This is a genomic window from Desulfogranum mediterraneum DSM 13871 (assembly GCF_000429965.1).
In the GTDB taxonomy this organism is placed as follows: domain Bacteria; phylum Desulfobacterota; class Desulfobulbia; order Desulfobulbales; family Desulfobulbaceae; genus Desulfogranum; species Desulfogranum mediterraneum.
Genome location: NZ_AUCW01000048.1, coordinates 1 through 12,751 on the forward strand (window position 1 = coordinate 1; position 12,751 = coordinate 12,751).

The 12,751-nt window shown below is 59.3% G+C and carries 14 protein-coding genes; 12 read left to right on the forward strand and 2 right to left on the reverse strand.

Annotated features, from left to right (window positions below; translation table 11 throughout):
• The coding region (locus G494_RS27440) for a hypothetical protein (RefSeq protein ID WP_035246687.1) at positions 1–200 on the forward strand (200 nt) is incomplete at its 5' end.
• Positions 201–320: 120 nt separating this feature from the next.
• Here G494_RS27440 and G494_RS26270 read toward each other — a convergent pair.
• A complete protein-coding gene (locus G494_RS26270) occupies positions 321–779 on the reverse strand; it encodes an RES family NAD+ phosphorylase (protein ID WP_084456856.1) in 459 nt (152 codons plus the stop codon).
• Positions 779–1,180, reverse strand: a complete 402-nt coding sequence (parS, locus tag G494_RS23630) for a type II RES/Xre toxin-antitoxin system antitoxin (protein WP_161629997.1) — start codon at positions 1,178–1,180, stop codon at positions 779–781. The genes G494_RS26270 and parS overlap by 1 nt, the downstream gene beginning before the upstream one ends.
• Positions 1,181–1,498: 318 nt before the next feature.
• Between parS and G494_RS26895 the strand changes: the two genes are divergently transcribed.
• The 11 genes from G494_RS26895 (at position 1,499) to G494_RS0114175 (ending at position 12,521) form a co-directional block, all read left to right on the forward strand.
• The gene (locus G494_RS26895; RefSeq protein WP_153305883.1) at positions 1,499–1,660 is read left to right on the forward strand and encodes a hypothetical protein; all 162 of its coding nucleotides are present in this window, start codon (positions 1,499–1,501) and stop codon (positions 1,658–1,660) included.
• A gap of 289 nt (positions 1,661–1,949) precedes the next feature.
• The gene (gene mnmH, locus G494_RS0114125) at positions 1,950–3,044 is read left to right on the forward strand and encodes a tRNA 2-selenouridine(34) synthase MnmH (RefSeq protein WP_028585058.1); all 1,095 of its coding nucleotides are present in this window, start codon (positions 1,950–1,952) and stop codon (positions 3,042–3,044) included.
• 16 nt (positions 3,045–3,060) lie between these two features.
• A complete protein-coding gene (locus tag G494_RS0114130) occupies positions 3,061–4,338 on the forward strand; it encodes a replication-associated recombination protein A (RefSeq protein ID WP_035246690.1) in 1,278 nt (425 codons plus the stop codon).
• A 1,218-nt stretch (positions 4,339–5,556) separates the two neighbouring features.
• Positions 5,557–5,745 carry a hypothetical protein gene (locus G494_RS27270; protein ID WP_028585060.1) on the forward strand — a complete coding sequence of 63 codons (189 nt, stop codon included), beginning with the start codon at positions 5,557–5,559 and terminating at the stop codon, positions 5,743–5,745.
• An 83-nt stretch (positions 5,746–5,828) separates the two neighbouring features.
• Complete coding sequence (locus G494_RS23635; RefSeq protein WP_028585061.1) at positions 5,829–8,234, forward strand: fatty acid cis/trans isomerase; 2,406 nt, start codon at positions 5,829–5,831, stop codon at positions 8,232–8,234.
• A 161-nt stretch (positions 8,235–8,395) separates the two neighbouring features.
• Positions 8,396–9,526: a radical SAM protein gene (locus G494_RS0114150; protein WP_028585062.1), complete on the forward strand. Its 1,131-nt coding sequence runs from the start codon at positions 8,396–8,398 to the stop codon at positions 9,524–9,526.
• 435 nt (positions 9,527–9,961) lie between these two features.
• Positions 9,962–10,405 carry a thioredoxin family protein gene (locus tag G494_RS0114155; protein ID WP_028585063.1) on the forward strand — a complete coding sequence of 148 codons (444 nt, stop codon included), beginning with the start codon at positions 9,962–9,964 and terminating at the stop codon, positions 10,403–10,405.
• A 134-nt stretch (positions 10,406–10,539) separates the two neighbouring features.
• The gene (locus tag G494_RS23640) at positions 10,540–11,217 is read left to right on the forward strand and encodes a hypothetical protein (protein WP_051305716.1); all 678 of its coding nucleotides are present in this window, start codon (positions 10,540–10,542) and stop codon (positions 11,215–11,217) included.
• A gap of 9 nt (positions 11,218–11,226) precedes the next feature.
• Entirely contained in the window at positions 11,227–11,874 is a 648-nt protein-coding gene (locus G494_RS25605) for a FlgO family outer membrane protein (protein WP_153305884.1), read from the forward strand.
• A gap of 39 nt (positions 11,875–11,913) precedes the next feature.
• Positions 11,914–12,222 (forward strand): hypothetical protein, encoded by a 309-nt coding sequence (locus tag G494_RS0114170; RefSeq protein WP_028585064.1) that lies wholly within the window; start codon positions 11,914–11,916, stop codon positions 12,220–12,222.
• A 65-nt stretch (positions 12,223–12,287) separates the two neighbouring features.
• Positions 12,288–12,521 (forward strand): hypothetical protein, encoded by a 234-nt coding sequence (locus tag G494_RS0114175; protein WP_028585065.1) that lies wholly within the window; start codon positions 12,288–12,290, stop codon positions 12,519–12,521.
• Positions 12,522–12,751: the final 230 nt, after the last annotated feature.

Sequence of the window (12,751 nt, forward strand, 5' to 3'; positions counted from 1 at the left end):
CCTCGCACTACCGTCATGCCCGCGTAGGCGGGCATCCAGAAAAACCGGACATCCTGCTTAGGACTTCGCTCCTGCTTAAAATGCCGGGGTTCGAGGCTGCGCAAAATGATGACTGGGAAGTTCCAGGTGCCTTGCTGGTACTCTGGATTCCCGCCTTCGCGGGAATGACGGTTCCTCTTATGCTGGATCTGCTGGGATAGCTCCTCTTCCCCCTGTGTCAGGATAGATGTCGCCTTGCTGCAGGCCGATGGGGCAGGGAGCTTCTTTGTGGTTAGGTATCCAGGCCAAGAGGGGCTTGCCCCCCCCTAAAAAAACGCCAGTCACTCCTTGTTTAAACGAGCATCAAAATCTACTGGCTTGGCCGTGCCAACTTTGATTTTGTTAAATTCCGGGTGATTGACATTGAGGAGGTAGTTGCTTCCGTCAGGGATGACCACACTGGGTACCCGTAAAACCGGGCGCCTGTTTTCTTTTACCCACCTGTCACCTATGGTTTGCGAAACATGAGATACAGGTCGAGCGTCCCATCCATCAATGAGGGGAGCCTCCTCAACCAGATCAGCATGAAAAGAGGCTTCTATATACGCATAGTCATGCAGCAGGCTATAGGATGGGAGATGAACAAATATTTCAAGGCAGCACAGGGCCAGTGACTCAGAGGTGTACACGACCGGGACCCCTGGACTGTTCCATCGCCCCCCATATATCCGAGCACCTTCCCCATCAAATGCTGATCTAAGATGAGTTTGCTTGACCAGGCGACATGAAACGATCTCCATCAAGAAAACACTCCGTGCTCAATACGGCCGAGCAATCGCTCGACTTCCCTTGCCCCAATCTCAGTCCGGGCAAACTCAAGCGGTGGGATGTCTCCGAGGCCATAGGCTTTCTGTTTCAGCCATTTTCCGGCCATATCGAGATCGCCAAAGACATGTACGGCCTTGTTCAATAAGCGCTCAATTCGATACAGTCTCTCTGATTCCTCAAAAGAGAGCCGACCCTTTTTCTTTCTGGCCGCCAGTGTACTTTTGGGTATTCTGATAATTTGGGCTAATTCTTTGTCGGTCAAGCCAAGGTCCTTGCGGACTGTGGTAAACGATGAGACAGGGAGTCCATTCTCTATCTCTTTGATCACCTCGGGAATGCTTAAGTCTCGTTCCCGTAATAAGGGGAGTGCCATGGTACACCTCGCTGAAAGTCTAAATGTAGACATATGTTATTCCTTTTTTAGACCTGAGTCAATCCTGTCCTCTCCACTAAAACACCATAGAGGCGCGGAGATGAGGGGCAAAGATCTCCTTGTCCTGTTGGGTGATGTCGTGGGGCCCTGGTGCTTTGCTAATCGTTGTTTCCGCACGGGTAAGGATCCGGGATGGTGCTAAACTTTTTGGCCTGGGGAAATCTTGGCTGATGCCCCTGTGAAGCGGTTAAAATGTGTTATTATAACCTGATATAAGGAATTTTGTCTTTGCCAACCCTTGTCCTCTCAGGTGATTGGATGGATCAATTAAAGTGGCGCAGCTCGTATGAGACCGGGATCAGGGAGATGGATGAGCAGGATCAGCATCTCTTTAGCCTGATCAATACCATGTACCGGGTGATTCGCAGGAAAGAGGAGCCGCCTCCGGGTCCTGTGCCGGTGCTTGGCTTCCGGCCTTGAACGGGCTGCCGGATTGCTTTTGCCTTCAGGCCTCGCCTGGCTGGGTCTTTTCGTTCTGCATCACCTTCTGCTTTACTCCCTTGTCCCCCTTCTTTTTCCCGCCATCGTGGGCCAGCCCTGGGTCACTGTTGCTGGCTGCTGGCGGTAAATTCCTGCATCCTGCAAAAAGAGGGTTGCTATTCTCAGGCGTTGCAGGCATAGATGGGGGCTCAATGGATATCTATCAGACCTTTGCCGGTGCAAGCGCGGCGGCCAAAGTCTGCGAACAGGCAAAGCAACAGGAAGAGCAGTGAACCAAGAAGACGATTTTCAACAACTCGTGGTGGACGCCAGGCCGCTGATCGATGTGCGCGCGCCGGTGGAGTATGAGCGCGGGACCATACCCGGGGCGGTCAACCTGCCCCTGATGAACAACGATGAGCGCCACCGGGTGGGGCGCTGCTACAAGGAGCAGGGCAGCGAGGCGGCTGTGGCCCTGGGGCATCGTCTGGTCAGCGGCGAGGTCAAGGCCGAGCGCATTGCGGCCTGGGGTGCATTCATCGATCAACATCCCGATGCCCTCCTCTTCTGTGCCCGGGGCGGGATGCGTTCCCAGATCAGCCAGGAGTGGATCGGCCAGGCCTGTGATCGCTCGCTGCCGCGCCTCAAGGGCGGCTACAAGGCGGTGCGCAACTTCCTGCTCAGTCGCCTGGAGCCGGCCCGGGTCGTCAGTAAACCGGTGATCCTGGGCGGCCGCACCGGGGCCGGTAAGACCATCCTCCTCAAGAAACTGGCCAACAGTATCGACCTGGAGGGGCTGGCCCACCACCGGGGTTCATCCTTTGGCCGCTTCATCGATCCCCAGCCCAGCCAGGCAGACTTTGAAAACCTGCTGGCCTCTGCCCTGATCCGCCACGATCATGCCAGCCATCCCGTCATGGTCCTGGAGAGCGAGGGCACCCATGTGGGGCGCTGTTACCTGCCCAAGGAACTGGCCGCCTACTTCAACACCTTTCCCCGGGTGCTCCTGGAGGTGCCCCTGGAAGAGCGGATCCAGACCACCTATGAGGAGTATGTGCTCTACGGCCAGCAGGAGTATAGAGAGGCCTTTGGAGCGGAGAGCGGGGTGGAGAGATGGCTGGAGACCATGCTCCACTGCGTGGACAAGATCGCAAACCGTCTGGGCCGGGAGCGTGCAGGGGCCATCAAGACACTCCAGCAGGATGCCCACAGCCGGCAGCTGGAGAGCGGCGAGGCAGACGGTCACCGGACCTGGATCGCCCAGCTGCTCAGCGACTACTATGATCCCATGTATGACCACCATATCCGCAGAAAGAGTCAGGACACTATCTTCAGGGGTGATTTTGCCCAGGTCCTCGACTTTCTAAGGCACTACCAGGGTTGAGAGGGGAACCATGAGTATGCTTCTCAGCCGGCCCCTGGCCGAACGGATTCGACCCGAGACCCTGGACCACTATCTGGGTCAGCAGCACCTGGTGGGCCCTGGCGGGGTGCTGCGTAAGATGATCAGCTCGGAGCAGATGTCCTCCTTCATCCTCTGGGGACCTCCCGGGGTGGGCAAGACCACCCTGGCCAAGATCATTGCCCGCCAGCTGAACCGCCACTTCCATACCCTCTCGGCCGTGAATTCCGGGGTCAAGGAGGTGCGGGAGGTCATTGCCCAGGCGGAAAAGCAGAAGCTCTTCTATGCCCCCAGCCCCATCCTCTTCATCGACGAGATTCACCGCTTCAGCAAGTCCCAGCAGGATTCCCTGCTCGCTGCCGTGGAGATGGGCACGGTGGTGCTGATCGGCGCCACCACCGAGAACCCCTCCTTTGAGATCATCTCCCCCTTGCTGTCCCGCTGCCAGGTCTATGTGCTCAAACCCCTGGAAGACGAGCAGCTGGACGAGCTCCTGGAGCATGCGGTGCGGGCGGACACGGCCCTGGCCCAGCGGGAGATCTGCTTCAGCGAAAAGGAGGCCCTGCTCAAGTTTTCCGGCGGCGACGCCCGCAAGCTCTTGAACATCCTGGAGCTGGTGATCAATGCCCAGCCCGAGGGGCCGGTCACCATCACCAACGAGCTGGTCCTGGCCGAGCTGCAGGAAAACCCCACCATGTATGACAAGGATGGGGAGCAGCACTATGATATTGCCTCGGCCCTGATCAAGTCCATCCGGGGCAGTGATCCCGATGCGGCGGTCTACTGGCTGGCCCGGATGCTGGAGGGCGGGGAGGACGTCAAGTTTATTGCCCGGCGCCTGGTGATCTCGGCCAGCGAGGATATCGGCCTGGCCAATCCCAATGCCCTGCTCCTGGCCACCTCCTGTTTCCAGGCCGTCTCCCAGGTGGGGATGCCCGAGTCGCGGATCATCCTCTCCGAGACCGCCATCTACCTGGCCACCTCGGCCAAGAGCAATGCCGCCTACCTGGCCATCGATCAGGCCCAGGCCCTGGTGCGCAAGACCGGCAACCTGCCCGTGCCCCTGCATCTGCGCAACGCCCCCACCCGCTTGATGAAGGAGCTGGGGTATAAGAAGGAGTATCGTTATCCCCACGACTATCCGGGCAACTTCGTGGAGCAGCAGTACCTGCCCGATGGTATCAAGGATCAACGGATCTACCACCCCCAGGGGGCGCCGGCCGAGGTGACCATCATGGAACGGTTGAAGTACTGGTGGCAGAAGCGCTATAGGTAGTGGCCGGGAACAGGGGTGGCCTGCCGGGCGGAAGAGGGGTGGCCTGTCGGGCCATATCCGGACTCCGTTATTCCCACGCAATCGCCCCGCATGCCTGCGCAGTCCTTTCCTGAGCTATCCGGAACCCAGGGAGATCCCCGGCAGATCCGGATGAAGAGGGATTCGTTTAAGAGGGAGTTCGTCATTCCCGCGCAGGCGGGAATCCAGTCTTTAAGGAGTGGGGAAGGATCCCTGCGGCTTCGTCTTGGCGAGCAATGGGAGAGATGGACTCATCCTTCGTGGGCAAGGCGTGGAAGATTGGACGTATATGCGGAGCAACCCTGGATGCCCGCCTTCGCGGGCATGACGGTAGGGGCGAGGGCATGGGGGTCAAAGAACTCCTATATCTATCGGTCCGCAGGATGCGATAAAGAGGGTCCGGGTAGGGTATTCATTGCTCTGTCAGCTGTTGTCCTGGGGGGCTTTTGTAGTCGCCGGTTCTAGTCGTCATCCTTCCTGAGCAGACTGGAAGCCAGGGAGATCCCCTGTAGATCCGGATGAAGAGGGAGTTCGTCATTCCCGCGCAGGCGGGAATCCAGTCTTTAAGGAGTGGGGGAAGGATTCCAGCGGCTCCGTCTTGGGGAGCAATGGGAGAGATGGACTCATCCTTCGTGGGCAAGGCGTGGAAGATTGGACGTATATGCGGAGCAACCCTGGATGCCCGCCTTCGCGGGCATGACGGAAACAGAAGGGGTACTCGGGCGGGCGTGACAGAGGGGTGACTGGAAAATCTCACAGGGCCTGAGCCTGTCTGATCGTGATGGGAGCAGCCTTACTCCGGAGTCGTCATTCCCGCGCAGGCGGGAATCCAGTCTTTAAGGAGTGGGGAAGGATCCCTGCGGCTTCGTCTTGGCGAGCAATGGGAGAGATGGACTCATCCTTCGTGGGCAAGGCGTGGAAGATTGGAAGTATATGCGGAGCAACCCTGGATGCCCGCCTTCGCGGGCATGACGGTAGAGGCGAGGGCATGAGTATAATTGAGCTTAGGGCTCTATCGGTCTGCAGTAAGGCGATAAAGAGGCTCTATCCCTGCAGATCCAGATTAAGTTGAAGCGTCATTCTAAGTTGAAGCGTCATTCCCGCGCAGGCGGGAATCCATGAGAAGCGTAGGGTTTGGCAAAGCCGGCTCCTGCCGGGAACAACTTAGGAGGAGCGTGTCCTTTAACCAGGAGGAGCAAGGTGGCGATCAAGAGGACGAAGATGGAGCTGGCAGAGGAGTTCAGGGTCTGTCCGGCCTGCGGGTATCGGGATGGGTTCCATTCGATGTTTCAACGGGACGGGGAGGAGGTTCGCTGGCTGTTTATCTGCCCGAGCTGTCATGAGGCCTTTGATATCGGCTTAACCGTGCCCCCGCCTTCGGGTGGTTGATTGAACAGCTGCCAGCAAGGGAAGGGCGGTACGGCGGTGCAGGCAAGATGTAATCAGGTCTAACTGAGGAGAGGAGAAAGGGTATGGTCAGGTGGTTGCTGTTGTTTACCGGTCTGGTGCTGATGCTTGCCGGTTGTGCTGTGAAGGCGCCGTCCCCGGTGCTGGTCACCATCCCCACCCATCGGGTGGACTATCTCAGGGAGGTCAAGCCGATCCTGGATAAGCGCTGCGTGGTCTGTCACTCCTGCTATAACTCGCCCTGTCAGCTCAAGCTCAGCTCCTATGAGGGGCTGGACCGGGGTGCCACCAAGAAGGCGATCTATAACGGCGCCCGGCTGCGGACCATGGAGCCCAGCCGCCTGTTTGTCGATGCCCAGACCACGGAGCAGTGGCGGCAGCGGGAGTTCTTCAGCGTCACCGAGAACAGCGCCGGTCAAGCCGGCCAGGATGGTCAGAGCAGCGATCTCCAGGGTACGGATCAGCCGGCTAGCGGCTACAACAATTCCCTGATGCTCCAGCTCCTCTCCCATAAGATCAGCAACCCCCGGAGCAGGGGGGACTATTTTCCCGAGGCCGGCGACCTGACCTGTGCCCGGGACGGCAGCGAGCTGGGCAGTTACCTGCAAAAACACCCCAACCGGGGCATGCCCTTTGGCTTTCCGCCCCTTAAGCAGGAAGAGTATAACCTCATCGCCGGCTGGCTGGCCCAGGGCTCCCATGGCCCCACGCCTGAGGAGCAGAGCCTCCTGACCCGGGTGGAGCCCCAGGACCGTCAGCTGGTGGAGCGCTGGCAGACCTTCTTCAACGGCAGCGACCCCAAGCAGGTGATGACCGCCCGCTACCTCTATGAGCACCTCTTCCTGGCGCACATCACCTTCAGAACCGGTTCCGGGGCCTTTTACGAGCTGGTCCGTTCCCGCACCCCGGCAGGCGAGCCCATCCAGGTGATCCCAACGGTGCGCCCCTATGACGACCCCGGCCCGGATCCCTTCTTTTATCGCTTCCGCCGGGTCCACTCCACCATCGTCCACAAGACCCACATGGTTTTTCCCATGGACCAGGAGCAGTTTGCCAGGATCAGTCAACTCTTCATCGAGCCCCCCTGGCTCCAGCAGCCCAGGGTGATGGGCTACGAGCCGAAGCTCAGCGCCAACCCCTTCCTGCTTTTTGAACAGATACCGGCCAGGGCCCGCTATCAGTTCCTTCTGGACAATGCCAACTACATCATCATGACCTTTATCCGCGGTCCGGTCTGCAAGGGGCAGGTGGCCCTGAACGTGATCCACGACCAGTTCTGGGTGATGTTTCTCGATCCCGAGCATGACCTGACGGTCCGTCACCCCGGTTTTCTCAGGCTCCATGGCAGTGATCTGGCCATGCCCATCGAGGCGGGCAGTGGCAACCACCTCTTCCGGGCCCTGCTCAACAGACACAGCCAGGCCGCCCGTCGCTTCTACCAGGCACGCCAGGATTTTTATTCCAGCTACCATTACCAGGGCCAGGGCCTGGAGACCATCTGGGCCGGAGGCCGCAGCCAGGATGCGCCCCTGCTCACGGTTTTCCGCCATTTTGACAGTGCCTCGGTCCATAAGGGGGTGCTGGGTGAGCTGCCCCGCACCGCCTGGCTGATCGATTTTCCCCTCTTGGAGCGGATCTACTACTCCCTGGTGGCAGGCTTTGATGTCTATGGCACCGCCGGCCATCAGCTGGCTGTCCGCCTCTATATGGACCGTTTGCGGATCGAGGGCGAGAGTTATTTCCTCGACTTCCTGCCCCAGGAACTGCGGGAGCCGACCATGCGCCAGTGGTATCACGGGATTGATTTCAAGGAGGTGGGCTACTATCCCACCCAGGCACCGGCTGCCATCGAATTTTCCAGTTCCGAGCCCAAGCGGGAGCTGCTGGAGCGACTGGTCAGGGAGCATATCCCGGCGGAGCTCGGGATCACCTTTGATCATAACTATCGGCTGGCCGATCAGGAGCATCCGCCCCTGCCCGAGCAGTATCGCCAGCTGGAAGATTATATCCAGGGCTTTAGCGCCGTGGCTGCGCCGGGTACCGCCTTCTTCCGCTATGTCCAGGCAGAGCAGGCCAACCTGGCCCATATCCGCATCCGGATACCCGACCAGGAGGACGCGGTGGTCTCCATGGTGATCAACCGCTGGCACGACAACGTCACTTACCTCTTCAGTGAAAAGAATACCCTCGACCCGGCCAGGGATAAGGCCGACTTTATTCCCGGCTTTGTCGGCTCCTACCCCAACTACTACTTTGACCTGGGCGTGGAGGAGTTGCCCGCCTTCTTCGAGCTGCTCGCCGGCTTCGAGTCCAGCCCGGAGCAGCTGGCGCTTTTGGACAGCTTTGGGGTCAACCGGGCCAACGAGGGGTTCTGGGAGGTCTATGACTGGTTCCAGGAGCGTTTCAACCGTGATCAACCCCAGACCGCCGGCCTCTTTGACCTGAATCGATATTTTTATAAGGCCCGCTGAGCGCTGCTGCCTTGCGCCTTGCGCTGGCAGGGAGCCCTTGAGCCGTATACTTTTTTTGCAATCTCCGGACTCCTTGCTTACCTTAAGGGAAGCTGGCAGTAGACCTACCATCCCATGACCTTTAAGCGGAAGACCTTAAGCCGGAAAAGGCAGGAGCTCATATGAAGCACGTGGAATCGTATCAGGGATTTGAACAGGGGCCCATCCGGCCACCCAGCGAGGCGGAGAGTCTCCTGATCCGGATCACCAGAAACTGCCCCTGGAACCGCTGCACCTTTTGCCCGGTCTACAAGGGAGAGACCTTCAGCCGCAGGCCCTTGGAGCATGTGCTTCGGGACATCGACACGGTCCAGGCCTGTGTGGAGCAGGTCCTGGCTGACCGGGAAGGGCGGAGCCCAGGGGTGGCGGCAGGGGCCTGCGCAGATCGTCAGGCCCTGCACGCGGCCTACAGCTTCGTGGCCGGCGGGATGCGTTCCATCTTTCTCCAGGACGGCAACAGCCTGATCATCAAGCCGGCCGAGTTGATCCGGATCCTGGAGCGGCTGCGTCAGGCCTTTCCCCGGGTGGAACGGATCACCTCCTATGCCCGCTCCCAGACCATTGCCCGGATCCATGACCGGGATCTGGCCCGGATGGCGGCCGCAGGGCTCAATCGGATCCACATCGGCATGGAGTCCGGCGCCGATCAGGTGCTGGAGCTGGTCCACAAGGGGGTGGACAAGGCCACCCAGGTGCTTGCCGGCCAGAAGATCAAGCGGGCGGGTATGGAGTTGTCTGAATACTATATCCCAGGGCTGGGCGGGCGGGCGCTCTCCCGGGAAAATGCACTGGAGAGCGCCGATGCCCTCAACCAGATCAACCCCGACTATATCCGGCTGCGCACCCTGGCCCTGCCCCGGGAGGCGCCTCTGACCCGGCAGTACCGAGCAGGCGAGTTTGATAAGATGGGCGAGGTGGAGACCGCGGCCGAGTTGCTCCTCTTTCTCCGCTCCCTGGAGGGGATCACCAGCAGGGTGAAGAGTGATCATGTGCTCAACCTCTTTACCGAGGTGGATGGGGAGCTTCCCGCGGATCAGGAGGCGATGATCCAACCGGTGGAGCGCTTCCTGGCCCTTGCTCCCGAAGAACAGCTGCTCTTTGCCATAGGCCGGCGGACCCACTGCCTGAGCCGGGTGGCGGATCTGGACGATCCGCTGCTGCGGGGCAGGGCGGCCCAGGTCTGCACCGAACTGGGCGCCACGGTGGCAAACATGGATCAGGTGCTTGACGGTATCATGGAGCGCTTCATCTAGCGGCTGGTCTCGGCATCATGCCCGTGCAGGCGGGCATCCGGTGGGGTGGCTGTTTCCTCATCTATAGAACCCGGGCGACAGATTAAATTTTTCTGCCATGTGCTGAGGGGGACTGTTTTTTTTCAGTCTGCTGGTGCGGCTGGATCAGTCTTGGGCTGTACAGCGCCGAAAAATAAAATCAGTCCCCTGGTCCCCTGGGTAGATTCTGGTTTTGCTCCTGCAGAAGCCGGGCGCTGGTTCCTGGGCTGGATTCGGGCGGACAGGCTGGGAGCCTGGGGGAGCAACTGTCGCTGATTGCTTGCTTTTTTTGCTCCACTTTGGCTATGCTGCAGGGAGAAGGGCGTGTTGACGATCAATGCGTGCTGGAGGTCAAATCATAAGGATTCTAAGGACTATTAGGATAATAAGGATCATAAGGACCAGAAGGAGAATACCATGACTACTGCCTTGGTCGTCTGTCCCGACTGTGCGGCAAAGAATCGGGTGCCAACGGAAAAAGAACACCTCCAGGCCAAGTGCGGCCGCTGCGGAGCCAGTCTCCAGGGGGCTGCACGCACCGGGGTGGTGATCGGTTTGAACGATGCCAACTTTGGCGGCATCGTCGAGCAGTCGCCCCTGCCGGTGATGGTGGATTTTTATTCGCCCACCTGCGGACCATGCAAGATGGTGGCGCCCCTGGTGGAGAACATCGCCGCCTCCTTTGCCGGCAGGGCCGTGGTCTGCAAGCTGGACACCTCGACCCACCAGACCCTGGCCTCACGCTTCCAGATTCGCGGCGTCCCCACCATGCTCTTTTTCAAAGACGGTCAGCTTGTGGATCAGGTGGTGGGGGCGGCAGGCCAACCCGAGCTGGAACGGCGGCTGGAGCAGCTGCTTTGAGGCGGGATCTCTAAAAAAAACTATGGCTGAGCGGGAAATCAGCCGATCTAGAGGGAGCAGCAGCTCCCAGCTTCCCTTGGGCCGGAATACCCCGGCTCCCCGGAGCCTCAACCATCTCTTTCTTTAGGGGGATCATGAACAGGTTTGTCTCCATACTGCTTGCAGCCCTCTGCTGCCTCTGCGCGGCCGGCTGTCTTCGCTCTCCCCAGCCAACGGGCTATGTCTACTCCACCCAGCAGAAGATCCAGGCCGCCCATCACTGGGAGGTGCTGGCAGCCGACCTGGCCAACCGGATAAACATGGAGCTGATCGAGCGGGGCTACCTGCTCGATTCGGTCTACGTGCGGCACAGCTGCGGCCGTCCTGACCAGTGCGGTCCGGGCGAGACCTTTCCCTTTGACGAGGGATTCAATGACCTGCTGGTCTCCCAGTTGGTCCATTTCGGCGTCCCCACCAGGGTCGAACCCGAGGAGGACAGCCTGGTGGTGGATTATAAGGTCCAGGTGCTCTATCATCAGGACCCAGCCTATCAATGGCCCCCTCCCGGGGCGCTCACCGCTCTGACCGGCGCCATCGTGGTCCTGCATCATGCCCCGGCCGACATCCTTGCCCTGGCCCTGGCCGGTGCAGTGGATGCCGCCCGGACCACCTCGGTGATCAACGGCCATTACGAGGTGATCATTACCACCTCCATCGTGGACAATAACCGCTATATCATGCGCAGCTCCGATATCTACTACATCAATGATGCCGATTTCTGGCAGTACCGTCAGGCGACCCCGGCCGCTGAGATCGAGTTGACCGGCTCCTGAGGTGAACCAATGAGGACAACAACCGTGCGATCCTGTTTTTCGAGCTTAGGCTGGGCCCTGCTGCTCGGCGTTGCCCTGCTGCTCGGCGGCTGCAGCAATCTCAACGGTACCAGGCTGGAACCGGTGCTGGGGGGAGATCTTAACCTGGTCAGGCTGGGCGATACCATTGCCGAGACCCTGGTGAGGGAATCCTTCCCGCCGCTCTTTCCCCGCCAGGAGGATCAGCCGCTGCTGGTCACCACCCTTGTGGACAACCAACACCTGGATAAGACCTCGGATTTCGGCAGAAATCTGCAGAATACCATCACCTCCGGTCTGGTCAAGCGGGGTTTTACGGTCAAGGAGTTGAAGTTGCGTCCCGATCTGCTGGTTCAGAGCGACCAGGGGGAGTTCATGCTCTCCCGCCGCCTGGATGAGATCGCCGCCAGCCAGCGGGCCCAGGCCGTGGTTGCCGGGACCTATACCATGAGCAACCGGGTGATGTATCTCTCGGTCCGTCTGGTCAGCCCCCAGCGCCGTACCATCCGCTCCAGCTATGAAGATCGGCTGACCCTGGACGAGAATACCCTGGCCATGGTCGGTCTCCAGTATGCCCACTCCGAGGAGGAGTTGGTGCCCCAGCCCCAGGAATCCCTGCTCGACAGGATCTTCTACTGATTTCTCAACTTCTCACCAACGCCTAAGGATTTCCCTCTCGTGGCCCTGATCAATATCGCCTCTCTGCGCCAACAGGTGCTCAAGCTGCTTGCCGCCACCCCTGCTCCCGGCGGGGTGGAGCTGCTCTCCTACAAGCGGGATCGTTCCATTAGTGTCCTCTGTCAGGATGATGCCACTTTTATAGTAAAAGAGCGTGGTTATCTTGATCAGGAAGTGGTATCTACCAGGGACGGACTCTCCCGCCTGCTCAAGGAGATGATCAAGCGCGAGTTCCCACGCAGCCGCAAGGTTCGGCTGGTGAAGTTTGCCGATCCTGCGGAGTTGGAGCGGGAACGGCAGAGAATTTGAGACCAGCCCGGTAACGTACCTCTGGCTTGGAATAACCCGATCATGATGCCCGCCTCTCCCGACCTATGTTGATTATCCGCTGTGCTGCCTGTAAGCGAAAATTGTGGCGATACGACAAGATCGGTCCGGGTGAGGTGCTGCGCTGTCATAAGGCCCGGATCGACAAGTTCTACAGTGCGGTGGAGCGGGATGGCCGGATCTTCTGCAGCTGCGGCAAGGATATCGGTATCGATAAGGGCGGCAACTATAAGATGATTGCCAAGGCATTTACTTATAAGGGGACCAAGCGCAACAGCTGAGTTGAGGTGAGGGTAAAAGTACTCCATCTTCACGCGGTTGCCGGCAGCCGCATAGGTGCAGCTATAGCGGCTACCGACAACTGCGCAAATCTGGAGCACTTTTCCTCCTCCCTTGAGTTACGGGGTAGGGGATTTTTTTGTTTTTACTTCATCAAGCGTCATACCCGCGGAGGCAGGCATGACGGTAGGGATGGGGGCATGGTGACAAAAGAACGCACATGGCTGGATCG

What these genes read in the sequence shown, in the direction of transcription:
- G494_RS26270 (WP_084456856.1), bottom strand. Translation starts at nt 779, where the DNA reads ATGGAGATCGTTTCATGTCGCCTGGTCAAGCAAACTCATCTTAGATCA.
- parS (WP_161629997.1), bottom strand. Translation starts at nt 1,180, where the DNA reads ATGGCACTCCCCTTATTACGGGAACGAGACTTAAGCATTCCCGAGGTG.
- G494_RS26895 (WP_153305883.1), top strand. Translation starts at nt 1,499, where the DNA reads ATGGATCAATTAAAGTGGCGCAGCTCGTATGAGACCGGGATCAGGGAG.
- G494_RS0114130 (WP_035246690.1), top strand. Translation starts at nt 3,061, where the DNA reads ATGCTTCTCAGCCGGCCCCTGGCCGAACGGATTCGACCCGAGACCCTG.
- G494_RS23635 (WP_028585061.1), top strand. Translation starts at nt 5,829, where the DNA reads ATGGTCAGGTGGTTGCTGTTGTTTACCGGTCTGGTGCTGATGCTTGCC.
- G494_RS0114150 (WP_028585062.1), top strand. Translation starts at nt 8,396, where the DNA reads ATGAAGCACGTGGAATCGTATCAGGGATTTGAACAGGGGCCCATCCGG.
- G494_RS0114155 (WP_028585063.1), top strand. Translation starts at nt 9,962, where the DNA reads ATGACTACTGCCTTGGTCGTCTGTCCCGACTGTGCGGCAAAGAATCGG.
- G494_RS23640 (WP_051305716.1), top strand. Translation starts at nt 10,540, where the DNA reads ATGAACAGGTTTGTCTCCATACTGCTTGCAGCCCTCTGCTGCCTCTGC.
- G494_RS25605 (WP_153305884.1), top strand. Translation starts at nt 11,227, where the DNA reads ATGAGGACAACAACCGTGCGATCCTGTTTTTCGAGCTTAGGCTGGGCC.
- G494_RS0114175 (WP_028585065.1), top strand. Translation starts at nt 12,288, where the DNA reads ATGTTGATTATCCGCTGTGCTGCCTGTAAGCGAAAATTGTGGCGATAC.